Annotated in this window: 25 protein-coding genes; 10 read left to right on the plus strand and 15 right to left on the minus strand. The window is 65.2% G+C overall.

Annotation, left to right across the window (positions count from 1 at the left end; translation table 11 throughout):
• Window positions 1-124: 124 nt before the first annotated feature.
• From ACN6KF_RS02035 to ACN6KF_RS02055, 5 genes are all read right to left on the minus strand, one after another.
• Window positions 125-793 carry an SDR family oxidoreductase gene (locus ACN6KF_RS02035; protein ID WP_434959592.1) on the minus strand — a complete coding sequence of 223 codons (669 nt, stop codon included), beginning with the start codon at window positions 791-793 and terminating at the stop codon, window positions 125-127.
• 273 nt (window positions 794-1066) lie between these two features.
• The gene (locus tag ACN6KF_RS02040) at window positions 1067-2485 is read right to left on the minus strand and encodes a GH1 family beta-glucosidase (RefSeq protein ID WP_434955229.1); all 1419 of its coding nucleotides are present in this window, start codon (window positions 2483-2485) and stop codon (window positions 1067-1069) included.
• The gene (locus ACN6KF_RS02045) at window positions 2466-4121 is read right to left on the minus strand and encodes an amino acid ABC transporter permease (RefSeq protein WP_434955230.1); all 1656 of its coding nucleotides are present in this window, start codon (window positions 4119-4121) and stop codon (window positions 2466-2468) included. Before ACN6KF_RS02045 ends, ACN6KF_RS02040 begins: the two co-directional genes overlap by 20 nt.
• A 226-nt stretch (window positions 4122-4347) precedes the next feature.
• Window positions 4348-5100, minus strand: coding sequence for a transporter substrate-binding domain-containing protein (locus ACN6KF_RS02050; protein WP_434955231.1), 753 nt, complete (start codon window positions 5098-5100; stop codon window positions 4348-4350).
• A gap of 36 nt (window positions 5101-5136) precedes the next feature.
• Window positions 5137-6204 (minus strand): LacI family DNA-binding transcriptional regulator, encoded by a 1068-nt coding sequence (locus tag ACN6KF_RS02055; protein ID WP_434955232.1) that lies wholly within the window; start codon window positions 6202-6204, stop codon window positions 5137-5139.
• Between the two features lie 217 nt (window positions 6205-6421).
• Here ACN6KF_RS02055 and fghA point away from each other — a divergent pair, with 217 nt between their 5' ends.
• The 3 genes from fghA to trxA all read left to right on the plus strand — a co-directional run bounded on the left by fghA (window position 6422) and on the right by trxA (window position 8743).
• Complete coding sequence (gene fghA, locus ACN6KF_RS02060; protein WP_434955233.1) at window positions 6422-7258, plus strand: S-formylglutathione hydrolase; 837 nt, start codon at window positions 6422-6424, stop codon at window positions 7256-7258.
• 233 nt (window positions 7259-7491) lie between these two features.
• Window positions 7492-8346 (plus strand): class II glutamine amidotransferase, encoded by an 855-nt coding sequence (locus ACN6KF_RS02065; RefSeq protein ID WP_434955234.1) that lies wholly within the window; start codon window positions 7492-7494, stop codon window positions 8344-8346.
• A 70-nt stretch (window positions 8347-8416) separates the two neighbouring features.
• Window positions 8417-8743, plus strand: a complete 327-nt coding sequence (gene trxA / locus ACN6KF_RS02070; protein ID WP_434955235.1) for a thioredoxin — start codon at window positions 8417-8419, stop codon at window positions 8741-8743.
• Between the two features lie 6 nt (window positions 8744-8749).
• On the opposite strand, the gene ACN6KF_RS02075 is transcribed toward trxA, so the two are convergent.
• The gene (locus ACN6KF_RS02075) at window positions 8750-9424 is read right to left on the minus strand and encodes an ArsR/SmtB family transcription factor (protein ID WP_434955236.1); all 675 of its coding nucleotides are present in this window, start codon (window positions 9422-9424) and stop codon (window positions 8750-8752) included.
• Window positions 9425-9526: 102 nt separating this feature from the next.
• Here ACN6KF_RS02075 and ACN6KF_RS02080 point away from each other — a divergent pair, with 102 nt between their 5' ends.
• Window positions 9527-10036: a DUF2938 domain-containing protein gene (locus ACN6KF_RS02080; protein WP_434955237.1), complete on the plus strand. Its 510-nt coding sequence runs from the start codon at window positions 9527-9529 to the stop codon at window positions 10034-10036.
• An 8-nt stretch (window positions 10037-10044) separates the two neighbouring features.
• Here the strand turns inward: ACN6KF_RS02080 and ACN6KF_RS02085 are convergent, their stop codons facing one another.
• The 4 genes from ACN6KF_RS02085 to ACN6KF_RS02100 all read right to left on the minus strand — a co-directional run bounded on the left by ACN6KF_RS02085 (window position 10045) and on the right by ACN6KF_RS02100 (window position 13978).
• A complete protein-coding gene (locus ACN6KF_RS02085; RefSeq protein WP_434955238.1) occupies window positions 10045-11262 on the minus strand; it encodes an SfnB family sulfur acquisition oxidoreductase in 1218 nt (405 codons plus the stop codon).
• Between the two features lie 178 nt (window positions 11263-11440).
• Window positions 11441-12253, minus strand: coding sequence for a MetQ/NlpA family ABC transporter substrate-binding protein (locus ACN6KF_RS02090; RefSeq protein ID WP_434955239.1), 813 nt, complete (start codon window positions 12251-12253; stop codon window positions 11441-11443).
• Window positions 12254-12273: 20 nt separating this feature from the next.
• The gene (locus ACN6KF_RS02095; protein WP_434955240.1) at window positions 12274-12936 is read right to left on the minus strand and encodes a methionine ABC transporter permease; all 663 of its coding nucleotides are present in this window, start codon (window positions 12934-12936) and stop codon (window positions 12274-12276) included.
• Window positions 12923-13978 (minus strand): methionine ABC transporter ATP-binding protein, encoded by a 1056-nt coding sequence (locus ACN6KF_RS02100; RefSeq protein ID WP_434955241.1) that lies wholly within the window; start codon window positions 13976-13978, stop codon window positions 12923-12925. Before ACN6KF_RS02100 ends, ACN6KF_RS02095 begins: the two co-directional genes overlap by 14 nt.
• A 474-nt stretch (window positions 13979-14452) precedes the next feature.
• On the opposite strand from ACN6KF_RS02100, the gene ACN6KF_RS02105 reads away from it, so the two are divergent.
• From ACN6KF_RS02105 to ACN6KF_RS02115, 3 genes are all read left to right on the plus strand, one after another.
• Window positions 14453-15070, plus strand: coding sequence for a LysE family translocator (locus ACN6KF_RS02105; RefSeq protein ID WP_434955242.1), 618 nt, complete (start codon window positions 14453-14455; stop codon window positions 15068-15070).
• 120 nt (window positions 15071-15190) lie between these two features.
• Entirely contained in the window at window positions 15191-17011 is a 1821-nt protein-coding gene (locus tag ACN6KF_RS02110; protein WP_434955243.1) for a sensor histidine kinase, read from the plus strand.
• A 192-nt stretch (window positions 17012-17203) separates the two neighbouring features.
• Window positions 17204-17893 carry a response regulator gene (locus ACN6KF_RS02115; protein ID WP_434955244.1) on the plus strand — a complete coding sequence of 230 codons (690 nt, stop codon included), beginning with the start codon at window positions 17204-17206 and terminating at the stop codon, window positions 17891-17893.
• An 18-nt stretch (window positions 17894-17911) separates the two neighbouring features.
• Here ACN6KF_RS02115 and ACN6KF_RS02120 read toward each other — a convergent pair whose 3' ends face one another.
• From ACN6KF_RS02120 to ACN6KF_RS02130, 3 genes are all read right to left on the minus strand, one after another.
• Window positions 17912-19171: a cyanate transporter gene (locus tag ACN6KF_RS02120; RefSeq protein WP_434955245.1), complete on the minus strand. Its 1260-nt coding sequence runs from the start codon at window positions 19169-19171 to the stop codon at window positions 17912-17914.
• A 22-nt stretch (window positions 19172-19193) separates the two neighbouring features.
• Entirely contained in the window at window positions 19194-19820 is a 627-nt protein-coding gene (locus ACN6KF_RS02125) for an ankyrin repeat domain-containing protein (RefSeq protein WP_434955246.1), read from the minus strand.
• A gap of 204 nt (window positions 19821-20024) precedes the next feature.
• The gene (locus ACN6KF_RS02130; RefSeq protein WP_434955247.1) at window positions 20025-20855 is read right to left on the minus strand and encodes a helix-turn-helix transcriptional regulator; all 831 of its coding nucleotides are present in this window, start codon (window positions 20853-20855) and stop codon (window positions 20025-20027) included.
• A 162-nt stretch (window positions 20856-21017) separates the two neighbouring features.
• Between ACN6KF_RS02130 and ACN6KF_RS02135 the strand changes: the two genes are divergently transcribed.
• The 3 genes from ACN6KF_RS02135 to ACN6KF_RS02145 all read left to right on the plus strand — a co-directional run bounded on the left by ACN6KF_RS02135 (window position 21018) and on the right by ACN6KF_RS02145 (window position 23960).
• Window positions 21018-22523, plus strand: a complete 1506-nt coding sequence (locus tag ACN6KF_RS02135) for an amino acid permease (protein ID WP_434955248.1) — start codon at window positions 21018-21020, stop codon at window positions 22521-22523.
• An 81-nt stretch (window positions 22524-22604) separates the two neighbouring features.
• Entirely contained in the window at window positions 22605-23372 is a 768-nt protein-coding gene (locus ACN6KF_RS02140; RefSeq protein ID WP_434955249.1) for an SDR family NAD(P)-dependent oxidoreductase, read from the plus strand.
• Window positions 23373-23450: 78 nt separating this feature from the next.
• Complete coding sequence (locus tag ACN6KF_RS02145; RefSeq protein WP_434955250.1) at window positions 23451-23960, plus strand: nucleoside deaminase; 510 nt, start codon at window positions 23451-23453, stop codon at window positions 23958-23960.
• 221 nt (window positions 23961-24181) lie between these two features.
• Here ACN6KF_RS02145 and ACN6KF_RS02150 read toward each other — a convergent pair whose 3' ends face one another.
• Window positions 24182-25282 carry an ATP-binding protein gene (locus ACN6KF_RS02150; protein ID WP_434955251.1) on the minus strand — a complete coding sequence of 367 codons (1101 nt, stop codon included), beginning with the start codon at window positions 25280-25282 and terminating at the stop codon, window positions 24182-24184.
• On the minus strand, window positions 25279-25968 hold the full coding sequence (locus tag ACN6KF_RS02155) for a response regulator (protein ID WP_434955252.1): 690 nt from the start codon (window positions 25966-25968) through the stop codon (window positions 25279-25281). The genes ACN6KF_RS02150 and ACN6KF_RS02155 overlap by 4 nt, the downstream gene beginning before the upstream one ends.
• Between the last annotated feature and the right edge of the window lie 286 nt (window positions 25969-26254).

Genomic DNA, 26254 nt, shown 5'->3' on the forward strand with positions numbered 1-26254 from the left:
TGCATTGCGACGGCAGCGATCGGGCGTCGCTTCCCGGCCCGTTCTTCGTCGCCATGCCTGTGATTACACGTTCAGCGACGCCGCGGCCATATCGTTCATCCGATGCGTTGTCGCACTGCGTGTCTCACCAGGCGATCGGCCGTCCATCGAAGGCCTGGAAACTGCCACTGTCGGCCAATGTGGCCCGCTCAATCAGACCCTGCAGGGCCGCCGCGCTGTCCGATACCGGAATTTCGGCTTCGATGCCGCCCATATCGGTTCGTACCCAGCCGGGATGGAGGGCAAGTACGGTGATGCAATCGGGCTTGAGGTCGTGGGCCAGCTTGGCCGTCGCCATGTTGAGCGCTGCCTTGGAGCAGCGATAGGCATAGTCGCCGTCATCATCGCCGATCATGCCTTCGGCGATGGATCCGGCGCGGCTCGAAATATTGGCGATGATCCGGCCGCCTCCCGCCCGCAGGTTCGGCAGGAGCGCCCGCGCCACCAACAGGGGCGCCAGGGCATTGACGCGCATCACCTCGATGAAATCGTCGGCGTCGAGCGTGGCGAGGCCATCGACGTCGCCGCGGATGCCGGCATTGTTGATCATGAGGTCGAGCGGGGTGCCGGCGAGGCCGGCGGCAAGCTCGGCTATCGAGGCCGGGCTGGCGACATCGAGCCGGCGCCATTCGAGGCCATTTTCGTCAGGGTGCGGCGTGTCGGCGCGGGTGCAGGCAATCACCCGCCAGCCCGCGCCGGCATAGTGCCGGGCCAAGGCCAACCCAAGGCCACGCGAGGCGCCGGTAATCAGCACCGTGCCGGGCGTAGGGGTTCGTTCTGGTGTGCTGTCGAATTCACGCATCTTGATCATGCCGAGTGGAGCGCGGGAGTCCCTCCCCGGTTTCGGGGAGGGTGGCGCGACCATACTTTTTCCGGCCCGCCGCGCATCGCGCCCCCCCTTCCGTCGCTGCACCGCATCGATGACAGGAATATCTTCGTCTTCGAAGATATTCCGGACTTCCCCGAAGTCGGGGAAGGATACCCGCGCTCTATTCCGACATCTTGCCGCATATGAATCAGGTCGCTATCAGCCAAGTTGGGCGCTCCGCGCCGGCTGGACGACGCTCCGGGCCTGATCCGCGATCTGGGCATAGACCTCACCCGAATATTTGATCCTCCGCTCCTGCGTTGCGAGATCGACATGGGTGATGCCGAAGGGCGTGGTGTAGCCATAGGCCCACTCGAAATTGTCCATCAGTGTCCAGGCGAAATAGCCCTGCACCGGCACGCCCTCTGCCGCGGCCCTGGCGACCTCGGCGAGATGGTTGACATAATAGAGCGCGCGCTGGTCGTCCCAGATGCGGCCGTCGGCGGTCACGGTCTCGGGGGCCGTGGCCACGCCGTTCTCGGAAATGAAGATACGCCTGGGCCGGTAGTTGGCATGGACGTAATGGAGGACGTCGTAGATGCAGCGCGGCCAGATCTCGTAGTCGACGGCGGAATAGACGCCTTCGGGCTGGATGCGCCTGTAGTTGAGCGGCGCCAGCTCGCTGCCCTCAGCGATCACCGAACGGCGGTAGATGTTGACGCCGAGATAGTCGACCGCGGCGGCGATGACGGCGTTGTCGCCGGGCCGGATTTCCGGCAGCATCGGGCCGTAGAGCGCCAGCATGTCCTCGGGATAGCTGCCCTTGAAGACGGCGTCGAGGAACCAGCGGTTCTGGGCGCCGTCGAAACGCCGGGCGGCGGCGGCATCGCGCGGATCGGCGCTGGCCGGCTCGACCACGTTGAGGTCGAAGACGATGCCGACGGAGGCTTCGGACGCTTCTGCGCGCACGGCCGGCACGGCCAGGCCATGGCCGAGCAAAGCGTGATGGCTGGCGGCGACGCCGCCCTTGGCGCCGTCATGAAGGCCCGGCGCGTCCTCGCCAGTGGCATGGCCAGACCAGCAGAAGGTCCAGGGTTCGTTCAAGGTGGTCCAATGCTTGACGCGGTCGCCGAAGGCGCGCGCCACCACCGAGGCATAGGCGGCGAAATGTTCGGAGGTCTCGCGATTGTACCAGCCGCCGCGGTCCTGCAGGAGCTGGGGCAGGTCCCAGTGATAGAGGGTGAGATAGGGCTCGATACCGGCTTCCAGCAAGCCGTCGATCAGCCGGTCGTAGAAGGCGATCCCCTCGGTGTTCGGCGTGCCCGTCCCCTCGGGCAGGATGCGCGTCCAGGCCACGGAAAAGCGATAGGCGTCGAGGCCGAGTTGCTTCATCACCGCAATGTCCTTGCGCCACAGATGATAGTGGTCGCAGGCGACCTCGCCGCTGCTGGCATCGACGATCACGCCGGGCTTGCGGCAGAAGCGGTCCCAGATGCTCTCGCTCTTGCCGTCGAGGTCGTGGGCGCCCTCGATCTGGTAGGCGGCCGTGGCGGCGCCGAAGACGAAGCCCTTGGGGAAGACCAGGCTGCGGGCGCGCGTTTCCAGGGCTTGCCGGTCGTTAGCGATGCTTGACGTCATATTTTCTCTCGATGGTGTTGACCAGGCTCGCCGCGGCGAGGGTCAGGACGATGTAGAAGATGGCGGCGGAGTTGTAGGGCGCGAAGGGCAGGAAGCTCGCCGACTGGAACTCGCGCATGCGCTGGGTGATGTCGCGGATCGACAGGATGGAGAGCAGCGAGGTGTCCTTGAGGATGGCGATCAACTCGTTGCCGAGCGGGGGAATGATGATGCGGAAGGCCTGCGGCAGCACCACCAGCCGCGCTGTCTTCCAGCGTGACAGGCCGATGCTGCGGGCCGCCTCGATCTGCCCCATCGGGATGGCATTGATGCCGGAGCGGAAGATTTCAGCGAGATAGGCCGAATAGGCGAAGGCCATGGCGACGATGCCGCGCAGCAGGTTGGGCGGATCGACGGCGCCCTGGGTGGCGTCCTTGAGCGCGCCGCTGAGTGGCAGGCCGATATAGAGCACGATCACCAGCATCGGGATGCCGCGGATGGTGTCGACGATGAACTCCGAGCCGATGGCGAGCGGGTGGCGGAAATTGAGATGCCCGCCGAAGGTAAGCAGGCCGAGAATGATGGCGAGCACCGCGAAAGTGATGCCGGCTGAGCGGTCGCGATCGTTCAGGAGTTCGGTCTGCCAGAGCACCGGCAGATCGCCGGGCCGGGCGGAGGCCGGGACGAGGGCAGCCGAGACGTCCTGTTTCCTGGCGATGGCGACAAGAGCCTCGGGCGAGCCGGCGAAGCTGCGCACCGGCACCGGCGCGTTAGGCCCACCGGGAAAGTCACCCTCGCGTACCGAGGCGATCAGGCTGGATGGCGTATTGCCGACGACCGCCACCTTGCCTTCGAGCGTGCCGGCCAGGACGTAGCTGTCGCGCGGCTGCATCAGGAACCAGCCCGTAGCCACGGCAAGCGCCAGGGTGAGGGCGACGAAGATCAGGCTGGCGCGCTCGCTGTAGCGCAATTGCAGGAGGCCGACCCAGACGAGGCCAAGCAGGGCAGCCAGGAGATAGGCGGCGACGGCGGCGCGGATGGTGGTGGCGACGCCGGCCGCGAAGGCGACATGCGCAAAGAAGAACAGGCCGACGGCGCCGACGCCATTGACAAGGCCGAGGATCCAGCGCCCGGCACGCCGCACTTGCGTTTCACGCTCCGCGTTCGGGCGCCCGCCGGCGAAGAAGAGGCCGAGGCCCAGCAGGGTCAGGCCGAGATAGGCAGGCAGCAGCCAGGCTTCGGCATGGCCCAGCATCATATCGGCGTCCGGGGTGAGCTGCCGCGGCGTGACGCCCTTCACCACCAGAGCCGAGGTGAAGGGGTCGACGGCATTGGCCAGGGCCGAGGCGAGATAGGGATGCGTGAAGCCGCCCAGCGCGATCGCCAGCGCGGCCGCGAGGGTGAGGCCGGCGGCGATGAGGGCGAGGCGCGGCCTGTAGGCATGGGCGCGTGAGAAGAACAGCACGGCGAGCCCGGCCGAAAAGGCGACGGCCAGGGCGGCGAAGCCGGGCACGAAGGCGGAAGAGCCGTTCTCGACGCCGAGGATCGCCCGCAGCGAGCGCTGATAGTCGCGCGATGTCGAGAAAAGATAGATGATGAAGGGCAGGGCCGTCAGAATGATCAGATTGCTGGGGCGGATGCGTCTGAGAGTGTTCATTCGGTCCTCCCCCAACGGGGCGATCGCGGTTTCGATGTGAGCCGACACTACCCTCCCCTGGAGGGGGAGGGTCGGCCTGAAGGGCCGGGGTGGGGTGAAGATGCTTGGGGTGTAATGGTAAAAGCGGCTCAGTCTTGCGGAGAGCTCAGCCCAACCCGACGCTGCGCGTCGACCCCAGGCCATTCCAAGGGGAATGGCCGACCCCTCCAGGGGAGGGGCGGGCGCTTTATTTGGCGCCCCAATATTTGGCGATCAGCTTGTCGAGCGTACCGTCGGCCTTGATCTGCTTGATGCCTTCGTTGAAGGCCGCGACATTGTCGTCGCCCTTGCGGAAAACGAGGCCGAGAGGGTCGGATTCCAGGCCCTTGATGCCGACCACGAGGTCTCCGGCGAATTCGCGGTCGTAGGCCGGGCCATTGGCGCCGTTGATGACGACGCCGTCGACATCCTTGTTTTTCAGGGCGATGACGGAAGCGCTGAAGCTGTCATAGGCCACGACATTGTCCTTGCCGACGATCTTCTCGGCGACCTGGGCGTCGGTGGTGTTGGCCTGGGCTGAGAGCTTCTTGGCCTTGCCCTTGAAGCCATCGAGCGAGATGTCCTGGTCTGCCACGCGCACCAGGATCGCTTGGCTGTTGACGATATAGGGATCGGAGAAATCCATCGCCTTTTTGCGTTCGTCGGTGATGGACACGCCCGAGGCGACGAGGTCGAAGCTGCCCTGGTCGAGGGCGGCGAAGATGCCATCCCAGCCGGTGGTCACGAATTCGGCCTTGCAGTTGATCTTGACGCAGATCGCGTTGACCACGTCCACGTCGAAGCCGACGATCTGGTTGGTGGCGGGGTCGACGCTCTCCATCGGCGGCGAGGTGGTGTCGGAGCCGACCTTCAGGAGTTTGCCGCCGAGATCGGCAGCCTGCGCGCTGCCGGCGAAGACCGACAACAGCAAGGCGGTCGCAATCGCGTTCAGTTTTTTCATGGTTTCCTCCTCCATTGGTTTTGTTGGTTCTATGCGTCAGCTCTTGCGGCTGCCGAGATCGTCGGGCTGCCGGACCACCAGTTCGGGCCTGAACACCTGCTTCAGCGACTCGGGTGCGGTGCCGGCCATGCGCTGCAGCAGATATTGACCGAGGAACCGCCCGCAGATCTCGATGGGCTGGTAGAAGGTGGTGACCGGCGGGTTGAAATAGGCACTGACATTGATGTCGTCATAGGCGATGACGTCGACATCGGTGCCGATCTCGCGCCCGAGGCCGGACAGGCCCGAGAGCACGCCGAGCGTGGTGGATTCGTTGACGCAGACGAAGGCGGTCGGCGGGTCGGCGCGGCCGAGCAGCTCGATCGCGGCCTTGCGGCCGAATGCCGTCGAAAGGTCGCCTTCGACGATCAGATCTGTGGATGCGCAGAGGCCCGCCTCGGCGAAGGCGCGGGTGAAGCCATCGATCCTGTCCATGGCGTAAGACAGGCGCCGCCGCGGATTGACCAGGGCGATGCGCCGATGGCCGCCGGCGATCAGCCTGGCGGTAGCGGCATGGGCGGCCCACTCATTGTCGATATCGACGTAGGCATAGTCGAGCTCCCCACGGCAGCGCCCGAGCGAGACGAAGGGGAAGTCCCGGGCCACCAGGAAATCGACGCGCGGGTCGTCGGCAAGAATCCCCGAGAAGATCAGGCCGTCGGCGAGGCCCTGCTCGACGATGCGGCGAGCAACCTCGCAGCCATCGGCCGCGTCGCGGATGACATGCACTGAGATGTTGTAGTCGCTGCCGTCGAGGGCCTGGCTGATGCCACTGAGGATCTGGGTATATTCGACGCCGTCCCACTCATAGTCGGGGGCGGCCGTCACCGGCATCAACACGGCGGCCTGGTAGGTCTTGCCGGTGCGCAGCGCCATGCCGCGCGTATTGGCCTGGTAACCGATCTCCTGGGCAGCCTTGAAGATTGCCTCCCGCGTCTCCGGGGCAACCACGGCATGGCCACGCAGGGCCTTGGAGATGGTGGCGATGGAATAGCCTGTCCTGTCCGCCAGCGTCTTGATGGTGGGCGGTGCGGGGCGCGACGGTTGCGAGGTTTTTCCGGCCATCCTCCCCTCCGGGTCTGACGATTGCAGGATTCTGATAACAGCGAATAAAAACGTTTTCAATAAAAATAAAAACGTTTTTATTGCTGATGAGAGAGCCTTGGAAAGGTTACCGAAAGATGCCGCGGCATTTAGCGCGGGGCTGCAACCGGCTCGAAACTCGACGGGGGAGGGCTGAGGTGGCTATGGTCGGCTCGATTCTGAGCGAAAGGCCTAGCCGATGAAAACCATCTCAACCTCGCGATCGCATGGCGGGACCCAGGGCGTCTATTCCCATGCCTCGTCGAGCTGCGATTGCGAGATGACCTTCGCGGTCTTCGTGCCGCCCCAGGCCGCGGAGCGTGCTTGCCCCGTGCTCTGGTATCTGTCAGGCCTGACCTGCACGCATCAGAACGTGATGGACAAGGGCGAATATCGCCGCCTCGCCGCCGAACTCGGCCTGATCGTGGTCTGCCCCGACACCAGCCCGCGCGGCGAAGGCGTGCCGGACGAGAAGGACAATTGGCAGTTCGGATCGGGCGCGGGCTTCTATCTCGACGCCACGCAAGGGCCTTATGTCCGCAACTACCGGATGTATTCCTATCTTACCCAGGAACTGCCGGCCCTGATCGGCGAGCATTTCCCGGCCGACATGGCGCGCCAGTCGATCTTCGGCCATTCGATGGGTGGCCATGGCGCGCTGACCATCGCGCTCAAGAACCCGCAGCACTACAAGAGCTGTTCGGCCTTCGCGCCGATCGTGCAGCCAAGCACCGCAGGCTGGTCCAGGCCGGCCCTGGAGAAATATCTCGGCACCGATGAATCTGCCTGGCGTTCCTATGACGCCACGGCCCTGATCACCGACGGCCATCGCTTCGACGCCTTCCTGGTCGACCAGGGCACGGCGGACGGCTTCCTCAAGGAAGGACTGCGGCCCTGGCTCCTGGAAGAGGCCTGCGCCAAGGCTGGTATTACGCTGACCCTGCGCATGCAGGAGGGCTACGACCACTCCTACAATTTTATCTCCACCTTCATGGACGACCATCTCGCCTGGCATGCCGAACGCCTGAGCCGGTGAGGGAAGGTGGCGCCCGGCATGCTGCTCGGGCGTCTCCTCGCGGGTCGGTGTCGATGGCCGGCCTGGTCTGTCCAAACTGAAATCCGTCCTGCGCGCGGCGGCGTGCGCATCCGCGCTTTGCGGGCTGCGGGACTCTCCCGATAGAGAGTTGACGGGGTGCCTTCCTGAAACTATCATTCAATAGTTATATTGAATGATAGTTTAATCTATCCATTTTCGGATTGGAGGTGCCGATGCCACAATTGATTGGCGTGAATGCGAGTCATGCCGAGGACCTTGCCGTGGCCTTGTCACTGCTCGGAGCAGCCGAGGAAGGGCTCTGTCCGGACCGGCAGGGCTGGGGCATCGCCTTCCATGATGGCCGGGCCGCGCGCATCTACAAGGAAGCCGGGCCGGTCAATCACAACGCCATGCTGCGAATACTCAGGGAGAGAACCTTCACCGCCACCAGCATGGTAGGGCAATTTGGCGAGAAGGGGGTCGACGAGAGCCAGCCCGGCTTCAGCCAGCTTCGCCCCTTTGACCGGGAATTGGCCGGACGCTCCTGGGTCTTCGCCCATGCCGGCTCGCTGCCGGGCATCGGCGAGCCTGTGACGTCGAGGTTCCGTGCGCTCGGCGACAGCGATTCCGAACGCGCGTTCGTCCTGCTGCTCGAGACGCTGAGCGGCTGGAGCGGGGGTGGCGATGAGCTCGACACAATGCTGGATCGCTTCGCCGATACCGTCTCCGCCATCAACGTGCATGGCGCCTTCAATTTCCTGCTCGCCGATGGCGAGCATCTATTCGTGCATGCCCATACCAGCCTGCACGTGCTGGAGGTCGAAGGCGAGCGGCCGATGCGGCTGATCGTCAGCTATCCATCAGAGGACGCGCGGGCCTGGGCCTGCCTGCGGCCCAACACGCTGGCGGTTTTCCGGCAGGGCCGGCTGCTCGGGCGGCGCGCCACGCGGGGCCAAGCCCCGGCCAGCGCGTGGCAAGACGATGCGGCCAGCTTCGAGGACACGGCCGCATGCCGGCGCAAGGCGACTGAAGAACGGGCACGCCAGGCCGCCCTTTATGGCGAAGGCTTCCAGTTCGAAAGCTGCTGAAGGCCGTCCGCGATTTCGGGATCGGTCCGCCATGGCCAGTCCGCCAATCCTTTTCATCATGGAGTATGCAATGTCGATCACCACCTTGACCAAAAGCAATTTCGAGGTGGAAGTCATCAAGAAGCCCGGTGTGAGCGTCGTCCGCTTCTGGGCGCCCTGGTGCGGCCCGTGTCGGATGATGGAGCCGCTCTATCAGGATCTCGCGCAGACGCTCGCCACCAAGGCCGCCTTCGGTGAGGTCGAGATCGATGCCGAACCCGAGATCGCCGGCGCCCTGGGGATCCGCAGCATCCCGACCGTGGTCGTCTTCAAGGACGGCCGCCCGGTCGACCAGATGGTCGGGCTCGGGCCGAAGAGCAATTATGTCAGCCTGATCGAGCGCCAATTGGCGGCCTGAATCCGGTCAAGCGGCTGTGGTGACTGCCTTCGTCTCCAGGCCCACCGCGCTCCAGGCCGGATAGCCGCCGTCGAGACGGCGCGCGCGCATGCCGTGCGCGCGCAGCATCGCGGTGGCGTCGAAGGACAACACGCAATAGGGGCCCCGGCAATAAGCGACGATCTCCTGGTCCGCCGGGAGCTCGCCCAGGCGCTGCTCGAGCTGCTCGGCCGGGATGTTGATGGCGCCCGGCAGATGGCCGAGCGCATATTCATCCTCGGGGCGGACATCGAGAAGCACGACGACGCCTTCGCGCAGGCACGTAGCCAGTTCCTCCCGCGAGATCGCCTGCAGCTTGTCGCGCCGCTCGAAGCTGTCGGCGATCAGGGCGCGGATCTCGGCGCGGTTGTACTCGGCATAGGCCCTGAGGGCGGCGAGCAAGGGCTGGATCGGACCATTGCCGAGCCGGTAGAGCACATGCTTGCCCTCCCGTCGCGTCTGCACGAAGCCCGAACGGCGCAGCTGCTGCAAATGCTGGGAGGCATTGGCGATGGAGAGATTGGCCAGCTCGGCCAGGCGTTCCACCGGCCGTTCACCCTGGGCGATGTGCTCGAGCAGGATGAGGCGATGGGCATTGCCGAGGGTGCGGGCAAGCTCGGCGAATTCGCCGAGGATCTGCATCTGGGGATCTGAGTCGCTCATTGACGGAAGACTAGATGATCTCTAATAATCAATCAATTTATTGAATGATTTATTATCTTATGCCCGCCGCGAAGACGAGTGGGGCCGGAAAGGAATGCTGCGATGGTGAGCGGGGTAGGGGAATTGCTGGTGTCGATGCTGCTGGTGGGCATCGGCGCCACCATTGTGATGGATCTGTGGGCACTGCTGCTCAAGCATGGATTCGCCATAGCCTCTCTCGATTATGCCATGGTCGGGCGCTGGATCGGGCATCTGCCGCGGGGTCGCCTCGTCCATGCCGGCATCGGCCGGACGGATGCGATTCCTGGCGAAAAAGCCATCGGCTGGCTTGCCCATTATGCCATCGGAGTCGTGTTTGCCGGCCTGCTTCTGACCGTGGTCGGGCCGGATTGGCTCCGGCATCCCACGCCGCTGCCGGCGCTGGTATTCGGCGTCGTCAGCCTGGTGGCGCCCTTCTTCATCCTGCAACCTGGGCTGGGGGCAGGTATCGCGGCCCGCAAGACGCCGAACCCCGGCATTGCCCGTCTGCGCAGTCTGGCTGCCCATCTCGCCTTCGGCGCCGGTCTTTATGTGTCGGCGTTGCTGATCCGGGCGCTCGGCTGGGTGGCCTGACGGGACGTTCAGATCCAGGAATGCAGCGGCGGCTGCACGCCGTTGAGGTAGAACTGGCCGATGGCGTTGTATTTCCAGCGCACCGGATCGTGCAGCGTATGGGTGCGGGCGTCGCGCCAATAGCGGTCAAGCCCGTGCCGGGCCAGGGTCGAGCGCGTGCCGGCGAGTTCGAACAGCTTGTTGGCGGCGAGGATGGCGATCTCCGTGGTGAGCACCTTGGCTTCCGCCACGGCCACCTTGGCAAGGGCGATCGAGTGCTCATTGGTATCGGCCAGGGTTGCATTGAGCTGCCGCCCGGCCCGCCAGAGCAATTCCTCGGCCGCGTGCAGGCGAATACGCAGATTGCCGATTTCGCCGATGACATAGGGATCCTCGCGGGCGGTGTCGCGACCGCTGTCGATCCAGGGACGGGCCTGCTCGCGCACGAAGTCGATGGTGGTGGTGAGAGCCCCGCGCGCGATGCCGGCATCAATAGCCGCATGGATCAGCTGGCTGCGCGGACCGGCCGCGCTCGGACGCTCATAGACCAGATGGGCCTGCAGGACGCGCTCGGCCGGAATGGCGACATTGTCGAGCGTCACCGTGCCACTGGCGGTGGTACGCTGGCCGAAGGCAGACCAGTCGTCGATCACCGAAAGACCTTCGGCGTCGCGGTCGGCAACGGCCACTACGATCCGCCCGTCCTCGTCGAGGGCGACGATGGGCACGAGATGGGCGAAGAGGGCACCGGTCGAATAGAATTTGCGGCCGTTGACCCGGAAATTGTCGCCGTCACGGCTGAGGCGCGTCTCGAAGCTCTCGACATTCTTGCCCTGGAATTCGGAGAAGGCATTGCCGAGGCGATGGCCTGATAGCACCAGGGCGAAGAGGTCTCGCTTCTGCGCCTCGCTGCCGGATCCTTCGATGACGTCGAGGATCTCGAACTGGTTCTGCGGGATCTGCGCGAGCGAGGGATCGGCCGCCGCCAGGATGGCGAAGACCCGGGCCACGGTGACCTGCGAAACCCCGGCGCCGCCATGGATTCTGGGAATGGTGATGCCACCGAGCCCGCTTTGGGACAGCCGGTCGAGCTCGGCCACCGGATGGCGACGCTCGCGATCGCGCTCTGCCGCTCCCGCGGCAAAACCGGGCGCGAGGCTTTCGGCAACCGCAATGGCCTCGGCATCGTCGGCGATGACGTGAGCCGGCGTGGCGGGACGGGCAGGGGAGGTGGAGGATGCGGTCACGGGGGGCTCCGGCAGGGGAAGGGGACGACAATCCGATTGGCGCGAGTTTGTTGGATTGAGGCAGCGACGGAAGGGGGCGAGCGGCATAAGTCATGCTAGTTGCGCCACTCTCCCCCACTCGGCCTCGCTGCGCGAGGCCACCCTCCCCGAAACCGGGGAGGGATTCCTGCGTGCGCGTTCAGAAGGCCGGGAAGATCTGGCCCTGATAGCGGGTCTTGATGAAGTCACGCGTGGCATCGCTGTTGAGGGCCTTGGCCAGGATCTTGATGGCCGGCTTGTCCTTGTCGGCCGGGCGGGTCACCAGATATTCGCCCCAGATGTTGCGGCCGTCCTGGCCACGGTCGATATAGAGCGACTTGTTGACGTCGAGCTTGGCCTCCAGCACGTAATTGCCGTTCAGCGCGCCGAGATCGACCTGCGACAGCGCCCTCGGCAGCATGGCCGACTCAAGCTCGACGATCTTGAGATGCTTGGGGTTGTCCGTAATGTCCTTGAGGGTGGGCAGCGGATCCTCAGGCGTCTCCAGCTCCGGCTTGCCCTTCAGCTTCAGGAGGCCGACCTTCTGCAGCAACAACAGGCCCCGGCCGCCATTGACGGGATCGTTGGGGATGGCCACCGTCGCGCCGTCCTTGAGTTGGTCGATGGCGGTGATCTTGCTGGAGTAAGCCACGAAGGGCTCGACATGAACCGGCACGATCGGCACCAGGTCGGTGCCGCGCTGCTTGTTGTAGTCGTTCAGGAAGGGCCGGTACTGGTAGTAATTGGCGTCGAGCTGGCCCGAGACCAACTGGGCATTGGGCTGGATATAGTCGGAGAAGACCTTGATCTTGAGGTCGAGACCTTCCTTCGCCACGATCGGCTTGACGAATTCCAGGATCTCGGCGTGCGGCACGGCGGTGGCGCCGACGGTGAGTGTTTCCTGCGCCCGCGCCGAGGTGAAGCCGAGAGCGAGCAGGGAGGCGATGACGGGCAGCGCTTTGAAGATGCGCATGAGAGGTCCTTCCGAAGGGGTCATTTGCGGGAGAAATGGGCGACCAGCCGGTTGCCGCTGGCCTGGATGGCCTGGACGAGCAGCACCAGGATCAGGACGGTGACGACCATGATCTCGGTCTGGAAGCGCTGATAGCCGTAGCGGATGGCGAGATCGCCGATGCCGCCGCCGCCGATGGCGCCCGACATCGCCGTGTAGTCGATCAGGACGATGGCGGTGACGGTCACGGCGGCGATCAGGCCGGGAAGTGCTTCGGGCAGCAAGGCGCGCAACACGATCTGGCTATGGGAAGCGCCCATCGCCTGCGAGGCTTCGATGACGCCTCGGTCGACTTCGCGCAGGGCGGTCTCCACCAACCGCGCGAAGAAGGGGATGGTGCCGATCACCAAAGGCGGGATGACGCCGCGCACACCCAACGAGGTGCCCGAGATCAGCACGGTGACCGGCATCAGCACCACCAGCAGGATGATAAAGGGCACCGAGCGCACGATGTTGAGGACGAACGACAAGATGCCATAGGCGAGCGGCTGCTGCAGCAATTGGCGCCTCCCGGTGAGGAAGAGCAGCACGCCGAGCGGCAGGCCGACCAGGATGGTGAAGCCGAGTGCGCCTCCCAGCATCGACAGCGTATCGAGCAGTGCCGCCCAGATGTCGGCCCAGTCGATCGCTTCAAGCGACAGCATGGAGCGCCCCCCCGGCAGAGGCCTCGACGCCTTCACCGTTCAACCGCTCGACGTCGACGCCCGCTGCCGTCAGGCGGCCGATGGCAGCGGCGCTGTTGCCGCCGACGAGGGCGACCGTGAGCTGGGCATAGGGCGTCTGGCGGATGCGGCCGACACGCCCACCGAGGATGGCGTAGTCGACGCCCGTCTCGGCCGCGATGCGGCCGAGGATCGGCCGATGCGCGGTCTCGCCGAGGAAGGTGAGCCGGAAAAGCGGGCCTGTGCTGCCGCCGGTCAGGCCGGGATCGGTATCGCCGCCATCATGCTCGGCCTCACGGACAAGGCGTAGCGTGGCCGGGTGGCTCGGATGCAGGAAGACACGGGAGACGGGGCCTTCCTCGACGATCCGGCCCGCGTCGATCACGGCGACGCGGTCGCAGCTCTGGCGGATCACGTCCATCTCGTGGGTGATCAGCACGATGGTGAGGCCAAGTTCGCGGTTGATCTCCTGCAGGAGGTCGAGCACCGAACGGGTGGTCTGCGGGTCGAGTGCGCTGGTGGCTTCGTCGCAAAGCAGGATCTGCGGCGAGCAGGCAAGGGCGCGGGCGATACCGACGCGCTGCTTCTGCCCGCCCGAGAGCTGGCGCGGATATTTGTCGGCATGGGCGGCAAGGCCTACGCGTTCGAGCAACGCATCCACGCGCGCCTTGATTGCCTTGCGGTCGAAACCGCCGGCGAGCTGCAGCGGGAAGGCGACATTGGCGGCGACGGTGCGGGCATTGAGCAGGTTGAAATGCTGGAAGACCATGCCGATCCGGCGGCGCAGATCGCGCAGATCCCGGCCCGCCAGGGCGGTCGTCCGCCGTTCGCCGACGAAGATCTCGCCGCTGGTCGGGCGCTCCAGCAGGTTGATCAGCCGTACTAGAGTGGACTTGCCGGCGCCCGAGGAGCCGATGATGCCCAGGATTTCGCCTGCGTGAACTTCGAGGTCGATGCCGTCCAGGGCGGGCATGGCGCGGCCGGCCACGCCATAATGTTTCGAGATGCCCGTCAGTCTGATCATGCCGGCCTGTATAGAAAGCAAGCCGTCGCAGGACGGTTGCTGGAGGGGAGTGCAGCGGGGGCTTGGGCCAGATGCCGTGGCCCCATCGGCCACGGCACTAGGCATAGACGGGCGGACACTTTGCCGTCAATAGAATTATATTAAATTTATAGACAATATAGATATTGGAATCGTGACACGGCTACCGGCCGCAGGGCGACGGCCGACTTCGGCCGAAGACCAAGGCGAGGCACTGGTCGGAGCGATGATCGGGGACTGATGCCCACGCGTCTTCGCCGGGTGCCGTACGGCGTGATACTGCCGTGACGTGCCGAGGCTCGTCCCAACGAAATACGACAGCTGTCGTATGTGTTTCGGTGCCGGTCAGGCATAGTTCTCTCAGGCGAACGGCGCGAAGCTGCGCCCCTGCCTCGCAGGCCGTTCGGACCCGCTTGCGTCTCCGCGCCCGGTCATACCCATCGTTGAGGAACCGCCATGCCCATTCTGGAGCCTTGGATCCCCTTTGCCCTCGCCACCCTGGCCTTTGCCTGCATGCCGGGACCGGCGATCCTCTATATGACCGCGCAGACGCTCGCCCATGGCCGGCGCGCCGGCCTGATGGCCGCCCTCGGCGTCCATCTCGGCTGCTATGCCCATATCGCGGCGGCGGCCATCGGGCTGGCGGCGCTGCTCGAACACGCGCCGGCGCTCTTCGTCGCGATCCGCCTCGCCGGAGCGGCCTGTCTTGCCTGGCTCGGCCTCACCATATTTTTGAGCCGGACCGCCGTCTGCGAAGCGACGGCGCGGCCCCAGCCCAATGTCCTGCGCGACAGCATCGTCGTCGAAGTCCTCAATCCCAAGACCGCCCTGTTCTTCCTGACCTTCCTGCCGCAATTCGTCGACCCGGCTGCCGCGACCCCGGTCTGGCTGCAGTTTCTCGTATTGGGGCTCGTCGTCAATTGCGCCTTTTCGATTGCCGATCTCGCGGCAGTCGGCCTTGCCTCGCTCAGCCTCGCCACGCTGGCGGCCAGTTCGGTGGGACGGCTGGTGCCCAAAGTGTCCGGCTCGATCCTGATAGCCCTCAGCGTCGCCTTGGTGGCGCATTACAATTGACGGTGTCGCGGGAGGGCAAGGAATGACCGATTGCTTGTCGCGTGATCAAATACTCGGCATCCATCTCGCGGCGGAGCTTTCATCTTGCGACGACGCTTTCCTGGCCGCATTGATGGGCCCATGGGCGAGACGCCCGCCATCCTATCCGCCGGAGCCGGGACCGTGACCCACTCGCAAGGCGACAGGCGCAAGGACGAGCGCCTGCAAGCCGCCCTGATCGATCTGCTCTACCGCCAGTCCCGCGCGGTGATGTTCGCCAATCTGATCATTCCCTGGCCGGTCGCCTATGTCCTTCGCCACGTGGTGCCGGGCGGCCAGCTCCTGGCCTGGGTCGCCTCGATCTACGTGCTGACCGGCGCGCGACTTTACTTGTCGCACCTCTATTTTCGCAGCCAGGGCAAGGGCAGGGTGCCGTTGGCTTGGGCCCGTTCTTTCACCCTCTTGTCGGTGGTGTCGAGCCTGTTGTGGGGCGTGGTCGGCTGGATCGGCTTCGTGCCGGCCGAACCGCATCTCATCGCCTTCGTCTGCATCGTGATCGTCGGCATGGCGGGCGGGGCAGTGCCTTCGCTGTCGGCCTATCCGCCGGCCTATGCCGGCTTGCTGATTGCGATGACCTTGCCTTTCGCTCTGCGCTGCCTCGGCATGGAAGGTACGATCTATTCGGTCTATCTCACTTTCCTGACCTGCCTGGTCGTCGTCTATCTCTATTACAGCCGCATCACCTATCTCTCGCTGCGCGAGACGGTGGCGCTGCGCTTCGAGAATGTCGCCCTGGTCGCCGGGCTGGAGCGCGAGCGTGACCGCGCCACCGCAGCCGACCGGGCCAAGACCCGCTTCCTGGCCGCGGCCAGCCATGATCTGCGCCAGCCCATCCATGCACTCGGCCTGTTCACTGCGACGCTGGCGTCCATGGCCGGGAAGGGGGATGTGCGCGCGGAAGATGCGAGGCTTCTCGCCGACAAGCTGCGCTCGGGGATCTCAGCGCTTGGCGGATTGCTGCATGGGCTCATCGACGTTTCCCGCCTCGATGCCGGCCTCGTGCCCGTCGAGCCCCAGTCCCTGTCACTTTCCCAGCTCCTTTCCAGCCTGCGTGAGGAATATGCCGGCCAGGCACGAGAGAGGGGCATCGACCTGCGCATCGTCACCTGCAGCGCCTGGGTGCACAGCGATCCGGTACAGCTTAAGCGCATCCTCGACAATTTCCTGTCCAATGCGCTGCGCTATGCGCCGGCAGGCCGGGTGGTTGTCGGGGCTCGGCGGCGCGGAAAGACCCTGGATATCGTGGTCGCCGATGACGGCCCGGGCATTCCCGCCGATCAACAGGGACTGGTCTTCGAGGAATTCACCCAGATCGACAATCCCGAGCGCAGCCGGCATCAGGGACTGGGTCTCGGCCTTGCCATCGTCAGGCGCCTGGCGGAACTGCTTCAGCATCCGGTGGGCTTGCGTTCCGCACCCGGCAGAGGCTCCGTCTTCTCGATCGCGGTGCCTCGTGTTTCATCGCCTGCAGCCGAAACGAGCCGCATCACGGCGCAGGGGGACGAGCCAGGTGGCGGACAGGCGATCATGGTGCTGGACGACGATGCCGGCGTGCTCGACGGCATCACCACGCTGCTGGCGGCCTGGGGGTATCGCGTTCACGGCGGCGCCAATGTGGCGGAGCTTTGCCGCCACCATGCCGACGCTATCCGGCCGGGCCGGGTCGGCCTGATCATCGCCGATTATCGCCTGGCCGGCGGCGTGACCGGCAGCCAGGCGATCGAGCAGTTGATCGCGCATCTGGGCTATACGGTCCCGGCGCTGATCGTCACTGGCGACACCACGCCGCAACGATTGCGCGAGCTTGCCGGGAGCGGGCACGAGGTCCTGCATAAGCCCCTGGCGCCCGATCTTCTGCAGAGCGCGATCTGCCGGGCCATTTCGGAAACCGAGGCGGTATAGCTCGATCCGGCAATCTTGGCGCTGGCTTTGCTTATGTTATGGTCTGCCATATTACTTTCATGATTCTTGAACAAATCCCGGATGCGGCCTGGGATCGATGATTTGAAGCCAAGAGTTTTTGGACTTCGAGGTTTTGAGTTAATAATTCGGTGCCGCCGATGACTTTCTGTACTGGAGCGGTTCGATGGCAATATGGGCTTGCGCCAAAGCAAGGATGGCGTGATGGAGCGGGCGCTCAGGATTCTGTTGGCCGATGACCATGCCATCGTCCGGGAGGGCGTGAAGGGACTGCTCGCCACGCTCGACAAGGTGGCGGTGGTCGGCGAAGCGGCCTCGGCGGAAGCCTTGCTGGCGGTGGTCCGCGAGACGCCGGCGGATCTCCTCCTCCTCGATCTGGGCATGCCCGGCGTTTCCGGCATCCAGGTCATCACAGAGGTGCAGCGCCTGGCTGCACGCCTGAAGGTGCTGGTGCTGACGGCCAATGTCGAGCCGCGAACGGTGAGGGCGGCCTTTGATGCCGGGGCTTGCGGCTATCTCACCAAGGATGGCGATCCCATGGAGCTTGCCGACGCTCTGCAGGCCGTCGCGGAGGGCGGTACCTATCTGGCTGCTTCCCTGCGCTTTGCCTTGGGCGATGGCGCGGGACGGGTGAAGCCGCCGGCGGCCGGCGGCATCGTATCGCCGGTTCCGCTCACCCAGCGCGAACGCCAGATCCTGCTTCTGGCGGCACAAGGCCTTACCGCACGCGAAGTTGCCGGGCGGCTCGGCATTCAATATCTCACCGCTCGCAAGCATCGGGAAAATCTGATGCGCAAGCTCGACCTGCACAATGTGGCCGAACTGGCCGCCTATGCCGTGCGTCTAGGCTTGCCCGTCGGGTGAGCAGAGCGAAGGACGGCGTCAGTCGCCCGCCGGCGTCAACGCGCGATCGGTGGCGACCGCGTGCGTTGTAACCACGCCCATGGCGGCATCGTAATGCGCGGGGTCGAAACGCATGGCGATGAGCGCTGCGATCGCTACCCAGATGAGATGCATCTCCCAGCCTTGGACGAAGCTGCCGGTCCAGGCCTGCAGCAGGGCCATGGCGAGGGGGGCGAGCCCGGCGATGAGGAAGCCTCCGCCCTGCATGAGCGCCGCAAGGGCGCCGGCCTCCTCGGGGCGCGGCAGATGGTCGAGCGCCGTTACCAGCGACAGGGAGAAACAACCGCCGAGGCCGGCGCCGCCCAGCACGATCCATAGCACCGGCGCGGTATCGGACAGGAAGGCAAGGCCGCAGAAACCGGCCGCCTGCATGGCGAGCGTGAGATACAGCCAGGGTCGGCGATCGTGGCTGCGCGAGGCGAGGATCGGCAGGATCAGGGCGGCCACGGCCTGCGCCACGGCCATGATGGCGACCAGGCTGCCGCTTTGCGCCACGCCCCAGCCTCGCCCCTGCATATAGGGGGCGAGCCAGGCGACCATGGAGGAATAGCCGCCATTGACCAGGCCGAAGCAGGCCATCAACTGCCAGCTGCGCGGACGACCCAGCAGGCGCGAGACCAAGGCCTTGTCGGGGCGGGCTGTCTTGCCATCCGCCAGCACCCGCCAGGCCAGGAGGAGGGCTATTGCCGTCGGCAGCGCCAGCCAGGCCAGTGCAAGCCGCCAATTCTGGCCGCCATGGGCGAGGATCGGCGTCAATTGGGCGCCTACCGCGCCGCCCCCCATGATCATGGCCGAGTAAAGGCCGGTCACGGCGGCGACCTTGTGCGGGAAGCCCTGCTTGATGATGCCCGGGAAGGCCGCCTGGATGAAGGCCACGCCGGCGCCGCACAAGGCTGCCGTCAGGATCAGGGAGAGCCCACCCGGAGACCAGAGCCGGAGCAACGATCCCAGCAGGAGAAGGACAAGCGCCCACAGCATGCCCCGCCTGGTGCCGATCCTGGCCTGCAGCCCGGGCACCAGGAAAGCGCCGAGACCCATCAGCAGCATGGGCAGCAGCGTGAGCATGGCGATGCCGCCATAGCCCAGGCCCGTATCGGCCTCGATTTGGGCGATCAGGGGACCGGGGCCGGTCAGGAAGGGACGCAGATTGAGCCCGATCAGCACCACCAGAGACAGCAACACCAGGGGAGAGGTTTGGGGCGAGGATTGGGTGGAAGATTGCGGATTTGTTTCGGGCATGATCAGTCAGTCGCTGTCCCGATCAATGCGCGCCGGCGGCTTCGAGCAGGCCGGTGATTTCGCGATAGCGGCGCTGGCGTGCATGTTGCAGCGGCGTGACGCCGTCCTTGTCGGCCAGATCGGTTTTCGCACCCGCTTCGATCAGAAGCTTGACGATCTCGACATGGCGCGGCCCGCCGTCGCTCAGGATGATGGCTTCCAGCAAAGCGGTCCAGCCGAGCCTGTTGACGTGATCGACGTCGACGCCCGCGGTGATCAGGGTGCGCACCGTCTCGACATGCCCCCGTTCGGAGGCCGGGATCAGGGCCGTGCCGCCATAGCGATTGGTGCTTTTGAGATCGGCGCCATGCGCGAGTGTCAGCCGCAGAATGTCGAGATAGCCGCGTGCACCCGCCAACAGATAGGGACTATCCTCGATGGTGTCCTTGGCATTGACGTCGGCGCCGGCCTCAATGAGATGGCGGGCAACGGCGATGTGATTGCCCTGGACGGCAGCCAGCAGGGCCGTGCGGCGGTTGCCGTCCCGCTTCTCCAGCGAAGCGCCGGCGGCCATGGCGGCCTTCACTGCGGGCAGATCACCCTGCTCGGCTGAAGAAATGAGCGGGGATGGCGCGGCATTCGCCGAGGCGCCTTGCGATGCGATGGACATGAAACTACCTCCCGCCAGGATGATCAGGACATTGCGTCTCGACAAGGGTCTGCACATGGCCGGCCTCCTACCAGTGCAGACCGATAACTTCCCATCCGGCTATTTGGAAATTAAATGTCCCCATGGCGATCATTCAAAAAGCGAATGACACAACGCTATCGCTCGATCGGCGCACCGCATCTTCGCGCTCAATAACGTAGCGCCCTATTTCTCCATCAGGAGGTGGCGGATGAACTGGTTGAACAGCTCCGTTTGGCTGGAGATGCCGAGCTTGGCATAGATGTTCTTGCGATGGATCTTGACGGTACCCTCCGCGATATCGAGCAGGCTGCCGATCGAGAGGCTGGAATGGCCGCGCAGCACCAGGCTGACGATGGTCTGCTCGCGTGGTGTCAGCAGGGTCGGCGCGAAACTAAGAAAGGCCTGTTCGATGGCATGTTCGCGTGGGGCGGGTGCGACCCCAGGGCCCCTTCCCTCCGCAAGGGCCTGCCACTGGCGGCCCAGGAGAGCGAGCACCATCGGCGCTGCCCGGGCGAAATCCGCCATTTCGGCGGCTGCGAACGGGGATGAACCGTTCTGGCGCAAGAGCGAATAAGCGAGATAGAGATCCGGCCTAAGGGCGTGCAGGAAGACGATCTCCTCGGTGAGGGAGCCGCTTTCCATCGAGATGCAGGGATGAACATCGGGCGAATTGAAATATTCGCCCTCGAAGAAATCGTCCGGGGCGAGATCATGCAGGCGATAGAGGCCTGATGGCATGGTGTGCACGCAGGCGGTGTAGACGGCGTCGAGCAGATAGGTGCCGGCGAGATAATTGGCCATGATCTGGGACGACGACACCGCCTTCAGACCGTCATGGAGCAGTGTCGGCCTGTCTTCGAGCGGGTATGCGAAGATGCAGCTCAAATCGAAGGGGGCCAGGTGCCGAAGGGCCGCATCGAGGGCGGGCGCGAACTGCGGTGAACCCAGCAGGGCGACCAGGTCCGGCGTGGCACGATGCCAGCCATCGGCGGCCGATTGTTCGCGGCTGTTCATGGCCGTTCCTTCATCCCTCGTTTCCTGCCTTGCCTATATGCCTGTTCCAGCCGGCGATCGCCTCTATCTCTTTAGGGATATTTATCGCAACGCTGCTTCGCGGATCATCGGGATGTCGCAAAGAGGAGAATTTTACAAGCTCCTCGGCAAGAGGGGACTTCCATGACGATCGAGACGACCAGCCGCCCGACCGGCGGCGTGACCTATCAGAGTGTCGACGAGGCCTATTTCGAACAACGCCAGCTCAAGCGCCATGCCGGGCTGTTCACCTTGTGGATGATGGGAGTCGGCGCCGTCGTCGCCGGTGAGTATTCGGGCTGGAACATCGGCCTGTCCCAGGGCGGCTTCGGCGGGATGCTGTTCGGTGCCCTGATCATCGGCTTCATGTATGTCTGTCTGTGCTCCTCGATCAGCGAGATGAGCGCGGCACTGCCGCATACGGGCGGCGCCTATTCCTTCGCGCGCACCGCGCTCGGGCCCTGGGGCGGCTTCACCACGGGCCTGGCCGAGAACATCGAATTCGTGCTGGCGCCCGGCGCCAACATGTTCTTCATGGCCTCCTATCTCGCCGCCATTTTCGGTACGCCCGACAGCTGGCTGCCGCTGTGGTGGGTCGCCGGCTACATGGTGATGCTCGGCCTGTCCGTCCGCGGCCTGGAGCTGTCCATGCGCGTGGTGGTCTGGATCACCGTCGCGGCGGTGCTGGTCCTGCTGTTCTTCTTCGCCGTGGCCATCCCGCATGTCGACTTCGTCAGGCATGCGCTCAACATCGGCGCCGAGGGCAAGCTTGTCGCTGACGGTAACGGCCCCTGGCTGCCCTTCGGCCTCACCGGCATCATGTTGTCGCTGCCCTTCGGCGTCTACATGTTCCTGGCGGTCGAGCAATTGCCGCTCACCGCCGAGGAAGCCAAGAACCCCACGCGCGACATGCCGCGCGCCCTGATCCTGTCGATCCTGACGCTGATCGCGCTCGCCCTCGGCGTGCTGTTCTTCAGCGCCTCCATTCCGCCGGGCGCCCATGCCATGGGCTCGTCGGGCGAGCCGCTGCTCGATGGCTTCCGCACCATCTTCGGCGACGGCTGGGCCAAGCTGCTGGCGGGCGTGGCGGTGCTGGGGCTTGCCGCGAGCTTCTTTGCCGGCAGCTTTGCCTCGGGCCGCAACATCTATTCGCTGTCGCGCGCCGGCTATTTGCCGACCGTCCTGTCGGTGACCAATCCCCGCACCAAGACGCCGAACATCGCGCTGGCCACCGGCGCGGGCTTTGCCCTCATCGTGCTGCTGGCGATCTGGTTCCTGGGCGGCAAGGACAATGTCGCCTTCATGGCCGGCTTCCTTGTCAGCATGATCGTGTTTGCCGGCATGGTGTCCTACATCCTGCAGAGGATCGCTTTCCTGCGCCTGCGCAGGCTCTATCCCGACATCGCCAGGCCGTTCCGCAGCCCCTTCGGTGCCTTCGGGGCCTATGCCACCATCGGCATCTGCATTCTCACGCTCGGCTACCAGTTCTTCGATCCGCTCTATCGCTGGGCGGCGATCGCGGCGGCGGCCTGGTACCTCATCGGCCTCGGCTATTTTGGTTTCTACCGCCGCCATCGCCTGGTGCTGTCGCCGGAAGAGGAGTTCGCGGTGTCCGGCGGCACGCGCGGCCGCCCGCTCGGCGAGCCTTGAGGCGCCGGCGTGGGCGAACGGATATCGGCCGGATAGCCGGCCGATTATGGATCGAATAGTCTAAATACAAGCGAGGACATCATGGCCGGAAGGCTAGCAGGCAAGACCGCCATCATTTCGGGCGGGGCGACGGGCATGGGCGGGGCGGCTTCCAAGCTGTTCGCGGCCGAGGGCGCCAAGGTCGCCATCATCGACCGCAATGCCGTCGCGGCTGAGGAGACGGCGGCCGCCATCCATGCGGCCGGAGGAGAGGCGGCCGCCTTCATCGCCGATGTCTCGGAGGAGGCCGAGGTCGAGGCAGCGGTCAAGGCAGTGCAGGAGCGCTTCGGACCCGTGACCACTTTGTTCAACCATGCCGGCACCATCCTGATCAAACCCTTCCTCGAGATCTCGCTCACCGAGTGGGACTGGCTGCATGCGGTCAATGTCCGCTCGATGTTCCTGATGACACGGGCGGTGCTGCCGCAGATGATCGGCAATGGCGGGGGAGCGATCGTCTGCACCTCCTCGATCTCGGCGGTGGCGGCAACGCCGATGGAAGTGCTCTACGACACCACCAAGGGCGCCTGCCACATGTTCGCCCGGGCCATTGCGGTGGAGTTCCGGGACCGCAACATCCGCTGCAACGCCGTCTGCCCGGGCTTCATCCGCACGCCGCACGGCCTGCGCGAGGTTGCCGAATTGCAGGCGCATGGGGTCGACGTCTCCGACGCTGCCATCGCGGCTCAGCAGGGGCGGATCGGTGAGCCCGAGGATGTCGCGCGGGCCGCGCTCTATCTGGCCAGCGACGAGTCGAGCTTCGTCAACGGTGCCCACCTGTTCGTGGACAACGGCTTCACCGCAATCTGAGCCTTTGCCGCCCTCTTCCCTCCGGCCGGCGAAGCGCGATATCGTGACGCCGACCGGAGCATGATGGGGGAGGGCGACGTGAGCGCCAGCGACGACACACAAGCGAACGGCCTGTCCGCACTGGATCTGGCCTTCCTGCGGCAGTCGATCGCGCTGTCGGACGAGTCCAGGCGACGCGGCCGCCATCCCTTTGCCGCGCTGGTGGTCGACCGGGACGGTAATGTCGTCTCCTCGGCCGGCAACAATTCGATGCCGCCCGAGGGCGATCCGACCCAGCACGCCGAATTGGTGGCCGCCGCGGCGGCAGCCAAGGCAAGGACGCCGGAAGACCTTGCCGCCTCGACGCTCTACACCAGCGCCGAACCCTGCTGCATGTGCGCGGGAGCCGTCTATTGGACGGGCATCGGGCGGGTGGTCTATGCCCTCTCCGAGCGCCGCCTGCTCGAACTCACCGGCGCCCATCCCGAAAATCCGACCTTCTCGCTGCCCTGCCGCGAGATTTTCGCGCGGGGACAACGGCGGATCGAAGTGGTCGGCCCGGCACTGGAGGAGGAGGCCGCGGTGCCCCACCAGGGCTTCTGGACGTGAGAGGCAAGGCGCTTTCGCGGTATTTGTCGGGCGTTACGCCCCGCGCGGTCTCGACTTTTGTCATTGCCGGGCTCGACCCGGCAATCCAGCGCTCTTTCAGCGGGCGGATCCGGAGGCGCTGGATGCCCGGGGCAGGCCCGGGCATGACAAGGTCTGTGTTTTTTAATAGATCAGGCGCTCACAAGCTCTGAATACGAGACTCTCCGTCGTCCCGCCCGGTGTTATCGAGGAGGCTCGGCGGCGGTGCTGGCACGATCGCGCGGGCCAATCGGCAGGGTGATCTCGAAGGCAGCTCCTCCGGACGCAGCAGGCTGATAGGTTGCAGTGCCGCCATGGGCGATGGCGATGGCGCGCACCACGGTCAGCCCCAGCCCCGAGCCGCCCTTGGCGCGCGATCGTGAGAATTCAGCGCGGGAGAAGGGCTCGAAGGCCTGTGCGACGAAATCGGGCGGCAGGCCCTGGCCCTCATCCTCCACCCGGATGGTGATCGTGGCCGTCGCCTTTGCCATGCTGATGAGGATGCGCCCCGGCTTGGCATAACGCAGCGCATTGTCGATCAACGCGAGGAGGGCCTGGCGCACGCGCGTACCGTCGCACCAGACCCGCACGTCTTCCAGTGTCACCTCGGCATGAAAGCCGCCGGCTTCGATGGCCGGCCGCATCACGTCCACGGCGCGTTCGACCTCGCCTGCCAGGCGGACGAGCTCGAAACGCAGGTCGAACCTGCCGCTGTCGACCAACGTGGCGACGCGCAGATCATCCACCAGACGCGACAAGCCCTCAACCTGTGTCAGCAGAGTTCGATACAGCGCTGGCGAGGGCTGGAACACCCCATCCGCCAAGCCTTGGATACGACCGCGCAGGATGGTGAGCGGCGTGCGCAGCTCATGCGCGATCGCGGCGTTCCAGGCGGTGACGTCGGCGGCCATTTTCTGCAGGCGGCTGGCCATCTCGTTGAAATCATCCGCCAGATGCGCGGTCTCGCCGAGCGAGCGGTCGCCCGCCACGGCGCGGGCCGAAAGATCGCCGTCGGCGATGCGCCGGGCACTCGCCGCCACCGAATTAAGGGGCGCCAGGATGCGTCCGGCCAGCCGAAAGGCCGCGATGATCGCCGCGACCAGGGCAAAGAACACCATGATCGCGATGGCCAGCAGGTCCGGCCCGGTCGGAATCAGGCTGTCATTTTCGGCCAGGTCCGGGAAGAAGGCGACGAGCAGGGCATAGAAGATGTAAGAGCCGACGATCAGCACCAGCGCCGCGATCAGCGACACATAGATCATCGACAGGGTGATCTGCCGGCTGAGGCCCCGGAAGCGGATCATCGCGTGCTGCCCAGCCTGTAGCCGACGCCGCGGACATTGACGAGCATCCCGGCGACGCCGGCGCATTCGAGCTTGCGCCTGAGATTGCTGACATGGCTGTCGACGGTGCGGTCTAGCGCATCGCTGCCGGGCAGGCAGGCATCGACCAGTTCGCTGCGGGTGAAGACACGCAGCGGCGAGCGCGCCATATGGGCCAACAGCCGGAATTCGGTGAGAGTCAGGTTGAGCACCTCGCTGTCATCACGTCCGTTGACGCGGGCGAGATAGGCGTCGAGATCGAGTTCCAGAGTGTCGATCCTTAGGATGCCGCTGGTCTTGGCCGAACTCGAACGGCGCAGCACAGCCTTGGCGCGCGCGACGACTTCGGCCGGATTGAAAGGCTTGACCACATAGTCGTCGGCCCCGATGCGCAGCGCCTGCAGGCGGTCGATATCCTGTTCGAGCGCCGTGATCATGATCACCGGCGTGTCGCCGCGATGGCGCAGTTCCGACAATGCTTCCCAGCCGTCGACGCGCGGCATCATCACGTCGAGCAGCACCAGATCCGGCTTGAGTGCCTGGTGCAGGTCGAGCGCGATGCGCCCGTCCGCGGCTCGCACCGTGCGGAAGCCTTCCCGCTCCAGATAGGCCTCCAGGATAGTAGCAATTTCGGCCTCGTCCTCGGCGATCAGGATGAGGGCGCTCATGTCGGGTCTCCGTCGGCACGTGACATTGTAAAACTCGAAAATGCCGGCTTATTCGCGTTTCGATCGCCTGATGGTTCTCGATACCAAGTCAGGGATTGGCGAAAATCGCAGACGGGAACCGAGAGTCATGGGACATGCTTCTCGGCAATGTCGTGCGGTTTGTGCCACGAGGCGGCCCGGCAGTCGATGCTTGCGACGCCGCCTCCATACGATCTCCATCAAGTCTCGACAGTTCCCCAACCAAGGCGCGCGATAGGCGGCGCCTCGTGATCCATCCTCGGATCGC

The organism is Labrys methylaminiphilus subsp. lupini (assembly GCF_051161885.1).
Classification (GTDB): Bacteria; Pseudomonadota; Alphaproteobacteria; order Rhizobiales; family Labraceae; genus Labrys.

Coding starts and splice junctions, on each gene's coding strand:
- ACN6KF_RS02100 (WP_434955241.1), bottom strand. CDS start 13,978: ATGATCAGACTGACGGGCATCTCGAAACATTATGGCGTGGCCGGCCGC.
- ACN6KF_RS02150 (WP_434955251.1), bottom strand. CDS start 25,282: ATGATCCGCTTCCGGGGCCTCAGCCGGCAGATCACCCTGTCGATGATC.
- ACN6KF_RS02040 (WP_434955229.1), bottom strand. CDS start 2,485: ATGACGTCAAGCATCGCTAACGACCGGCAAGCCCTGGAAACGCGCGCC.
- fghA (WP_434955233.1), top strand. CDS start 6,422: ATGAAAACCATCTCAACCTCGCGATCGCATGGCGGGACCCAGGGCGTC.
- ACN6KF_RS02140 (WP_434955249.1), top strand. CDS start 22,605: ATGGCCGGAAGGCTAGCAGGCAAGACCGCCATCATTTCGGGCGGGGCG.
- ACN6KF_RS02105 (WP_434955242.1), top strand. CDS start 14,453: ATGCCCATTCTGGAGCCTTGGATCCCCTTTGCCCTCGCCACCCTGGCC.
- ACN6KF_RS02090 (WP_434955239.1), bottom strand. CDS start 12,253: ATGCGCATCTTCAAAGCGCTGCCCGTCATCGCCTCCCTGCTCGCTCTC.
- ACN6KF_RS02130 (WP_434955247.1), bottom strand. CDS start 20,855: ATGAACAGCCGCGAACAATCGGCCGCCGATGGCTGGCATCGTGCCACG.
- ACN6KF_RS02055 (WP_434955232.1), bottom strand. CDS start 6,204: ATGGCCGGAAAAACCTCGCAACCGTCGCGCCCCGCACCGCCCACCATC.
- ACN6KF_RS02045 (WP_434955230.1), bottom strand. CDS start 4,121: ATGAACACTCTCAGACGCATCCGCCCCAGCAATCTGATCATTCTGACG.
- ACN6KF_RS02110 (WP_434955243.1), top strand. CDS start 15,191: ATGGGCGAGACGCCCGCCATCCTATCCGCCGGAGCCGGGACCGTGACC.
- ACN6KF_RS02075 (WP_434955236.1), bottom strand. CDS start 9,424: ATGAGCGACTCAGATCCCCAGATGCAGATCCTCGGCGAATTCGCCGAG.
- ACN6KF_RS02155 (WP_434955252.1), bottom strand. CDS start 25,968: ATGAGCGCCCTCATCCTGATCGCCGAGGACGAGGCCGAAATTGCTACT.
- ACN6KF_RS02115 (WP_434955244.1), top strand. CDS start 17,204: ATGGGCTTGCGCCAAAGCAAGGATGGCGTGATGGAGCGGGCGCTCAGG.
- trxA (WP_434955235.1), top strand. CDS start 8,417: ATGTCGATCACCACCTTGACCAAAAGCAATTTCGAGGTGGAAGTCATC.
- ACN6KF_RS02135 (WP_434955248.1), top strand. CDS start 21,018: ATGACGATCGAGACGACCAGCCGCCCGACCGGCGGCGTGACCTATCAG.
- ACN6KF_RS02095 (WP_434955240.1), bottom strand. CDS start 12,936: ATGCTGTCGCTTGAAGCGATCGACTGGGCCGACATCTGGGCGGCACTG.
- ACN6KF_RS02120 (WP_434955245.1), bottom strand. CDS start 19,171: ATGCCCGAAACAAATCCGCAATCTTCCACCCAATCCTCGCCCCAAACC.
- ACN6KF_RS02125 (WP_434955246.1), bottom strand. CDS start 19,820: ATGTCCATCGCATCGCAAGGCGCCTCGGCGAATGCCGCGCCATCCCCG.
- ACN6KF_RS02080 (WP_434955237.1), top strand. CDS start 9,527: ATGGTGAGCGGGGTAGGGGAATTGCTGGTGTCGATGCTGCTGGTGGGC.
- ACN6KF_RS02065 (WP_434955234.1), top strand. CDS start 7,492: ATGCCACAATTGATTGGCGTGAATGCGAGTCATGCCGAGGACCTTGCC.
- ACN6KF_RS02050 (WP_434955231.1), bottom strand. CDS start 5,100: ATGAAAAAACTGAACGCGATTGCGACCGCCTTGCTGTTGTCGGTCTTC.